We start from the raw sequence: 6,222 nt of genomic DNA, 5'->3' as shown, positions 1-6,222 counted from the left end.
GGGGCACGTCGGAACTCACGCTTGGGGAGAAGCAGCCTCTACTCTGGTAGAATCCGTTCTGTCAGAGCAAGCAGCCTCGATGAACCAAGAATCCCCCGCGCTTTAGCCGGGGGAGTGTCAACACCTCAAGAATTTGTCGATTTGCAGTATAGCTGTCGCAAAATTTGGGAGAAGTGGATTTCTCCAGAAGGCTTTTTTGCTAACTTGTATCGTCATTTTTCAAAACTTTAAAAAAGGGTTTATATTGAAAGAAAAAAATGAGACGAAAGAAAGCCCCGTCCCAACACTCACCTTCGGTACAACACAGGGCTTGTTTGAGTTAAGCTAACCGGTGCGTAAGGCGTTTAAAGCAGAGTGGACACGATCGCTGCTTTGCAAATGTGTCCGCAGTTGGGTGATGGCTTCACACAGATCCGCTTGGGAAGCCCCTTGTGCCATTTCCTTAAGGAGGTTTTGATCCGCGTCGTTCAACTCTAATTCGGTGGCGTAGTTTTGGATCACTTGCGCGATCGCGCTATCAAAGGCAAGTCCCTGTTCATGAGTGGTTTTCACCTTCTTGGCTAATTCAGCAATGCTCAAATCATCCCGACAATAGGCTTCCGCACCCGCAGCAAAGGCAGCAATTACCTGTTTTTCTGATTGGAGGGAACAACGCAATAAAACTTTAAAGGTCAGTTCCTCATCTTCTGCTTGTAACTGGCGCACCTTCTGAGTAAAGGTGACCCCATCCATATCCGATAGGATCATGGGCGCGATTGCGAGATCAACAGGAATCGATTCCAATAAAACCAATCCCGTTTCCCCATTGGTCGCTTCACTGGCAATTTCAATCCCCGCTTGTTGGCGCAACTCGGTTCTCAGTTGGATGCGAGTAGCTTCATCCGACTCCACAATAATTACCTGAATGCATCCATGCTCTTTTCCTAAGCAATATTTTCCAGTATTTCCAGCTTACTGCTGAGAGGAGTTTTGATTGCCGGAGACCGTTCCCGCAAAACTCATATCGGCTTCTAACTCAGGATGTTCCCGTTTCCGTTGCGCTAACTCTTCGCGAGTAAAAACTTTCGATTCATCAAAGCCGAGATCGATATTGGTCTGTAAGCCTTTGTATTTGACACGACCGAGATTATAGAAGCGCTTATTCAGAGTTGTTTTGGCAAAGGCTTTCAAGCAGCCGAGTAAGTATTTCCGTTTGAAGGGATCACGGGCAAACCAGTATTCGAGAGTTTTCCGCATATAGAAACGAGCATAGTTGCGCAAAACTCCTTTCAAAACCTCTTCCCGTTCCATATGATCGGGCTTCATAATCGGGGTGACAAAATTATATTGGGAATAGTCTCGCACTTCCACGCGATCGCCGAGATCTTGGAATAAATCAGAAAAGGGCCAAGGAGTAAACATATTCCAGTTCACCATATCAGGATTCCAATCAAGTGCCATGCGATAGGTTTCTTCGATGGTTTCTGGGGTTTCGTTTTCTAGCCCCATAATAAACTGCGCTTCGGCAACAATTCCGTTTTTCTTCAGTAACTGCACCGCCCGTTTGTTATCTTCAATGGTCGTTTCTTTCCGGAAAAGATTTAAGTTTAACTGTGCTGCCGCTTCAGTGCCTAGAGAAACGTGAACTAAGCCTGCTTTGCGGTAGAGGGGCAAGAGTTCTTCATCTCGTAAAACGTCGGTTACACGGGTATTAATCCCCCAATGAACTCCTAAGTTGCGCTCAATCAGTTCTTCACAAAGGGCAATGAAACGAGAACGGTTAATGGTGGGTTCTTCATCTGCCAGAATAAAGAAACCGACCTTGTAGTCTTTCACTAGGGTCTCGATTTCATCCACAAATTTTTCTGGGGTGCGCGATCGATATTTCCGCCAGAACCGCCACTGGGAACAGAAGCGACACCGGAAGGGGCATCCTCTGGCATAATTGGGAACCGCTACTCGGACATTCAGGGGCGTATAGATATAATGTTCCCATTCTAAAAGACTCCAGTCGGGGCTGAGCGTATCCAAATTTTTAATCGGAGGATGGGCAGGGGTGGCGACCACTTCCCCGTTGTCTAAGAAGGCAATGCCGTTAATTTCAGCGCGATCCGTTTGATCGGTTCCAAGCGCAATCGCGCTTAGCAAATTAACAGTGATTTCTTCCCCCTCTCCCCGAATAATATAATCCACCCATGGTGCTTCATTGAGAACTTCGGCATACATATAGGTGGGATGAATTCCGCCCATTACCGTAACCACATTCGGACAAACGTCCTTCGCAATTTTCAGCGTTGTTTCCGACTGGTAAATCATCGGGGTAATGGCAGTTGCCAAGACAACATCTGGCTGATTCGTTTCGATAATCTGCGCTAACACCTCATCCGAGATGTTTTGACTCATTGCATCTACAAATCGGACATTGGTGAACCCAGCTTGCTTCAGGGCACCCCCCACATAAGGAACCCAACTTGGCGGCCAATTTCCGGCAATTTCGGCACCACCGGCATGGTAATTGGGTTGAATCATCAAAATGCGCATTCTATTATTCCTCCTTGAGACGGTTAAAGCCGGTGTGATTTTTCAACACACCCTCACGCCATCTCTTGTTAAGACTTGATTTAAAAAAAACTAAATAACTATAAAGTAAATTACTTAAAAAATGGTGTCAAGAGCTCTTCTCTGAAATTGTTACCTAGTTTAAAAAAATAGTGCCACGGCACAATTGCCGATCAGCGTGATTGTTGAAATTCTTTACGCTTCTGATCGGAAATAATGCTAAGGGTAATATCAGAAATGACACTAGCTAACCTAAACCCTGCCCAAGATTTCCACGTTGTGAGGACTCATCCCCTGCTATGTACCGTTACCCTCTGCTTTTACTCACCCTCGCCCTTCCGTTAATGGTGAAGGTATCCACGGCGCAAGCTCAACCCAATTCCACTCTAGCGCCACCTGTGATACCTGTTACTGATTTAAAAGATATTGAGACGAGCCACTGGGCATTTTCTGCGTTACAAGCCTTGCAAAGACAATACCAATGTGTTGCCGGATATCCGGATCAAACTTTTCGCGGTGAGCAGGCGGTGAGTCGTTATGAATTTGCCGCTTTACTCAATCATTGTATTGGTCAATTGGAGATTAAGATTCGCTTAGAAGAACAACCGATTATCCAGCGACTACAAACAGAATTTGCACGAGAACTGTCGATTTTGCGAGGGCGAGTGGATGGTGTAACAGCGCTCGTGCGAGAGTTAGAAATTACTCAGTTTTCAACCACCACTAAATTACAGGGCGTGGTGAATTTAGCGGTTACCCATAGTGCTCAAAGTGGAGAAGAAACAGGCATTGTTGGGCAAGCGCGATCGCGCCTTGATTTTAAGACGAGCTTTACCGGTCGCGACTCACTCCTCACTCGTTTGACAGCTGGGAATAGCATCACTCCTAATTTAGCCAATGGGACCAGTGAACTAACTCAAACCCAGCAATGGCGTGGTAACACAGATAACACGCTAATTCTGAGTAAGCTCAGTTATCGCTTCCCACTGAGTGAGAATACGCGTACCTTGTTAACGGCAAAAGGGGGACAGCATGCAGATTATAATACCCCTGCAGTTAATCCCTTTTTGGAAGATGATAACGCTGGAACCACAACCCTTTCGACCTTTGCTCAACGCAACCCCATTCTGAGTTTAGGCGGTGGAACTGGCGTTGCGATTTCTCATTATCTCCATGATCTCCTGCACGTAGGAGTAGGATACTATACTTCAGATGCACAGGATCCAGAAACCGGCTTCGGGAATGGTTCTTATAGTACAGGGCTGCGTTTAAAGTGGAAGGCGACCGACAATCTTTCTTTTGGCGTGAATTATCTCCATAGCTATTTTCAAGAAGGAGACTTTGGTTTTAGCGATGGACTTTCTGAAGGAGAGACGATTGTGGGGACCGCAGTCGTGAATGATATTCTAGCCCAATTTCCCACAGTGACTAATGCCTACGGGATGGAAGTGTTTTGGCAAGCTAATTCTAAACTCGCCTTTGGGGGTCGCTTTGGCTACACAGATGTGAAGGCGCTAGGTGAAGGTGACGGAGAAATTTGGAATTATGCGGTTTCAATCATTTTTCCAGACTTGGGTCATACAGATAATTTAGGGGGAATTATTGTCGGTGCTCAACCCTATCTGGGTTATTTAGAAAACCAATCTGGCATAGAAAATCAGATTCCTTGGCATTTAGAAGGTTTTTACAAGTGGCAAGTGAGTGACCAGGTTACGCTTACCCCAGGAATTATTTGGCATCTCAATCCGAATCAAAATCGAAGAGAAGCTGATATTCTGACTAGTACGATGAGGATGACAGTGACCTTCTAGCAAGCATCATTGACTCATGTGAAGAATATCGCTTGATGAATTTGGGAGAGATCAGTAAACTACAGGTATAATAGGTAAAATAAAATACTAACAAACGAAAACAGTTACGTATTATTACAGTTACGTATTATTACTGATATACTGATCGAGAAACTATTACTTCCTTGGGTTAGGGTAGTCATGGAACAGCTGATTGAAGTTTTAATTGAAAACTATGGTTTTGAACTTGATGGAGAAACATCGCAAACCTTGGCAGCACGTTGGTTAGAGGAATATGATGCTTCTTGGATTCGCTTAGCCATTATCGAAGCCCTCTATTTAGGACGATATAAAACAATTTCGGTGGAGCACATTCTCAACCTTTGGGAACATCGGGGTCAACCCAAGTTTCACTTTACTCACGAGTTTGAACAGTTAATTTGTCATCGACTACCGAAAGCATTACGCGAAGTTTCTATTGCAGTTGAAAACAGAGGAAGAAATTCTTCCCCCATATCTGAACCGGAACCAGAAATTGAAGAAGAATTGGAGGCAGAAACCGTCATCGAAGATGAAGAAGAAGCACGTGAACCTTCCTTGAGTATTGACCGCTTTACCCCCTTACTCGATCAATCTCAGGTTTACTCAAAACTGAAAGCAGTTGCCAATTCAGAAGCGAATTAACTTGTGATGCGGCGAATTTCAGAATAAAACATAACCCATCCTTGATGTCCGGTTTCATTTTCTTGCCAAACCGTGCGCAGGCGTAAGTTCGGATGAGCAAACCACAGTCGTTCTTTAATAATGCTGTTTGTTTGAGCAGTGGTAGATAGCGTTAAGGCTTCATCTTCTCCAAGCGTAAAGCGACCGACAGTGGGAATAGAGTCACCACTTATTGTTTTTTGAATCAGTTTTCCCTGCTGTTGCTGTGTATCATCGGCAATCAAAAGAATTAAATTACTGCCTTTTTGGCTATCAGCATCCCAACTAATTCTTGCCCCAGCACCATGAGATAAATCGGTTGCGGTTTGATCACTCAGTTGACGAGCTACTTGTTCATAGAGATCCGCGATCGCGCCATCTTCTAGTGACAATAACTCGACCGTTAATTCAGCTTGACCATTTTCGACTTTGTTTTGCGCCAGATTATACTGAGTCCGTTGGGTAAACCATTTGCCTTCACTTTGTTCAAAAAAAGTTTTAATATCAATCATCGTTTCTAAAATTGAGTTAATTGGCAAGTTTTTCTAAAGAAATCGTTGCTGCTTTGCTCACTTGGGGGTGGCTATCTTTCTTTAAGTAATTCAGGGCGGAGATACTTTGATCAGTGGCAAAGTTGCCGAGGGCTTCGGCGAGGCGTTGACGCACCAGCCAATCTTCAGATTGGGCGAAGCGTAACATTTCTTCAATCGCATCGCTACTTTTAATTTCTCCCAAAGCCGCGATCGCGGCTTGTTGTAAAACCACTTCTTCACTATTGAGGGCTTCTAGCAACACTTGCTTCGCTTCTGGATTTTTGAGATTACCTAAAGAGACCGCTGCACTAAATCGTACCAACCAGTTGGTATCTTCATAAAATAACCGTACCAAAGGCTCAAAAGCCCGTTGATCTTGCAAATAGCCCATTGCCCCTGCGGCATCCGCCCGAATCCCATAATCCTCATCTTCAAGACATTCCAAAAGCAGCGGAAAAGACTCTGCGGTTGGTTTTACTCCCAAAGCAAACACAGCCATTGAACGAATCTGCAAACTTTTATCATATAAAACTTTTTTAATCAGGGGAACCGCTTGTTCGGGATCAACATCTCTCAGCCGCGCTAAGGCCACCATGCGATCGCGCTGACTGGAACTTTCCAGCTGCTGAGATAACTGCTCTAAATTAACATCACTCATT

At 44.7% G+C, this 6,222-nt stretch carries 6 protein-coding genes; 2 read left to right on the top strand and 4 right to left on the bottom strand.

The features are described from left to right. Nucleotides 1-324 precede the first annotated feature (324 nt). Entirely contained in the window at nt 325-891 is a 567-nt protein-coding gene (locus GVY04_03680) for a response regulator (protein ID NBD15260.1), read from the bottom strand. Between the two features lie 60 nt (nt 892-951). Then, nucleotides 952-2,520 carry a magnesium-protoporphyrin IX monomethyl ester anaerobic oxidative cyclase gene (bchE, locus tag GVY04_03675; GenBank protein ID NBD15259.1) on the bottom strand — a complete coding sequence of 523 codons (1,569 nt, stop codon included), beginning with the start codon at nt 2,518-2,520 and terminating at the stop codon, nt 952-954. Between the two features lie 317 nt (nt 2,521-2,837). On the opposite strand from bchE, the gene GVY04_03670 reads away from it, so the two are divergent. Together GVY04_03670 and GVY04_03665 are read left to right on the top strand one after the other, a co-directional pair. After that, nucleotides 2,838-4,349: an iron uptake porin gene (locus GVY04_03670; protein ID NBD15258.1), complete on the top strand. Its 1,512-nt coding sequence runs from the start codon at nt 2,838-2,840 to the stop codon at nt 4,347-4,349. A 180-nt stretch (nt 4,350-4,529) separates the two neighbouring features. Next, nucleotides 4,530-5,012: a hypothetical protein gene (locus tag GVY04_03665; GenBank protein ID NBD15257.1), complete on the top strand. Its 483-nt coding sequence runs from the start codon at nt 4,530-4,532 to the stop codon at nt 5,010-5,012. On the opposite strand, the gene GVY04_03660 is transcribed toward GVY04_03665, so the two are convergent. Both GVY04_03660 and GVY04_03655 read right to left on the bottom strand, forming a co-directional pair. Further along, nucleotides 5,009-5,542: a phycobiliprotein lyase gene (locus tag GVY04_03660; protein NBD15256.1), complete on the bottom strand. Its 534-nt coding sequence runs from the start codon at nt 5,540-5,542 to the stop codon at nt 5,009-5,011. The two genes, GVY04_03665 and GVY04_03660, sit on opposite strands and share 4 nt — an antisense overlap. Before the next feature lie 16 nt (nt 5,543-5,558). After that, the gene (locus tag GVY04_03655) at nt 5,559-6,221 is read right to left on the bottom strand and encodes a HEAT repeat domain-containing protein (GenBank protein NBD15255.1); all 663 of its coding nucleotides are present in this window, start codon (nt 6,219-6,221) and stop codon (nt 5,559-5,561) included. Nucleotide 6,222 lies beyond the last annotated feature (1 nt).

It is taken from the genome of Cyanobacteria bacterium GSL.Bin1, from assembly GCA_009909085.1.
Classification (GTDB): Bacteria; Cyanobacteriota; Cyanobacteriia; order Cyanobacteriales; family Rubidibacteraceae; genus Halothece.
The sequence above is the reverse complement of the archived record's forward strand: the minus strand, read 5'-3'. Positions and strand labels throughout refer to the sequence as shown.

What these genes read in the sequence shown, in the direction of transcription:
- GVY04_03655 (NBD15255.1), bottom strand. Translation starts at nt 6,221, where the DNA reads ATGAGTGATGTTAATTTAGAGCAGTTATCTCAGCAGCTGGAAAGTTCC.
- bchE (NBD15259.1), bottom strand. Translation starts at nt 2,520, where the DNA reads ATGCGCATTTTGATGATTCAACCCAATTACCATGCCGGTGGTGCCGAA.
- GVY04_03670 (NBD15258.1), top strand. Translation starts at nt 2,838, where the DNA reads ATGTACCGTTACCCTCTGCTTTTACTCACCCTCGCCCTTCCGTTAATG.
- GVY04_03665 (NBD15257.1), top strand. Translation starts at nt 4,530, where the DNA reads ATGGAACAGCTGATTGAAGTTTTAATTGAAAACTATGGTTTTGAACTT.
- GVY04_03660 (NBD15256.1), bottom strand. Translation starts at nt 5,542, where the DNA reads ATGATTGATATTAAAACTTTTTTTGAACAAAGTGAAGGCAAATGGTTT.